This window comes from Thermogutta sp. (assembly GCF_014359955.1).
In the GTDB taxonomy this organism is placed as follows: Bacteria; Planctomycetota; Planctomycetia; order Pirellulales; family Thermoguttaceae; genus Thermogutta.
This window is the reverse complement of the sequence record NZ_JACIYL010000909.1, coordinates 1-1,620: the sequence shown is the minus strand read 5'-3', so window position 1 is coordinate 1,620 and position 1,620 is coordinate 1. Positions and strand designations below refer to the sequence as shown.

Sequence of the window (1,620 nt, the reverse complement as noted above, 5' to 3'; positions counted from 1 at the left end):
TGAGCGACGGTGAGCCGACTCCTTACGGAAGCTCCGAGATCCGTGCCCGGGAGACAGCTCGTGCAACCGAGCTTCTTCGCCTGGCCTGGCGAGTCAATTTGGGGTTGCCAAACCGTTCCATGCAACCTACGCTGGAGGCGCGCGCACTGCTGGCGGGCGTCTTCCGGCTTGGTCGGCCAAAGGCGGTCTTTTGTCCCTATTGGGAAGATGCTCACCCTGACCACTGGGCCGTCACGGAAATAGCGGAGGCCGCCCGATTTTGGGCGAAACTGACCAAAACGAATCTTCCAGGCGACCCGTATTATCCGCCCCGATTGTATTACTACTACTGCACTCATCTTCGAAAACCGCTCACGCCCAATTTTATTGTTGACATTTCTGATGTGATTGATCGAAAATTGGACGTGGTCCGTTGCTACGAGAGTCAGGTCATCGTCGGGAGGCCGGTGGAACCTCTCTCGTTCCTGGATCAACTCAAAGCGATTGCGGCATCCCTCGGATGGTTCGGTGGATGTGCCTATGGAGAGGGGTTTGCTGTGAAAGAAGGCGTGTGTATTCGGGATCTCCGGGCTTTTCTGTTGGGCTGAAGTGCGGGAATCTGGGAAAAGAGCCGAGACGTCGGCTGGGAAAATTCCCCGTCCGCCCAGAAACGCTTGGGGGTATTCCGGTCTCCATCAACTTGGGCGACGCTTCCAAAAGTACCGTTTGGGCGGCCGACAACTTCTATTCAGGATAGGCGTTTAAGCTGGGCGGAGGGCGGATCCATGGCCTCCCCGGCTCTTGGGGGCCGATGGTTGTTACGGTATGGCGTATACTTATGGCATCACGAGGCACGTCAGGTAACAAGGTGGCCCCGTTTACCATGGAATGAGTGGCCCTGCTCTATCGATGTCCGACTGCTATGGGTGCTCAGGTTCAGCACAGTTTACTCCCCCTCACGCGACAATACCTCCGCCGGCATGCGCGGCGGTTGGGTCGCTCGCTGCGAGGGGCTTCTGACCGAGCGGATGTGGAAGCCATCCATCAGGTCCGGGTGGCGTGTCGCCGACTGCGCACCGGTTTCCGAGTGTTTAAGGATATCCTTGGAGAAAGAACAGTCCGGCGGTGGCGGCGGAGCATTCGCCCGCTGGCGAAGAAACTGGGTGAAGCCCGCGATCTGGACGTTGAGATCCAGGCCACCTCGCAACACATCGCGCGAGTTGAAGACGTGCAGTTGATTCCCGGCGTGACCTACTGGCTGGCGCATCTGGAGCGAGAGCGAGCCCGGCTTCAACCGAAGGTCCGGCGGGCCGTGCGAAAATTCTTGCGATCGGGTACATTGAGCGATATGCGCCGCTGGTGGAAGCGGTGGGGCGACGAAGGCACGCCCCAGAGCGAATCAACTGGAAATCACGCGCGAGACGCCGCGCGAATGACGTTCCAGATTTCGATTCTCCACCGGCGTCTGGAAGCGTTTCAAAAGGCGGCAGCATCACTGGGTGACCCGGCCGACCAGGACGGTCACCATGTCTTCCGGATCAAAGCAAAAAAGCTGCGGTATTCTCTGGAGTCCCTTTTGCCAGTTTTGGGAAGCCTCGCGGAAGTCGCCGTGGAAGCTTTGAGGCAGATTCAGGAATGGGC

Annotated in this window: 2 protein-coding genes; both read left to right on the top strand. The window is 58.6% G+C overall.

From position 1 onward, the window contains the following. Nucleotides 1-587: PIG-L family deacetylase (locus H5U08_RS18120; RefSeq protein WP_297036350.1), on the top strand; the 587-nt coding region annotated here is incomplete at its 5' end. Between the two features lie 314 nt (nt 588-901). Next, on the top strand, nt 902-1,620 hold a 719-nt coding region (locus H5U08_RS18115), incomplete at its 3' end, for a CHAD domain-containing protein (RefSeq protein ID WP_297036347.1).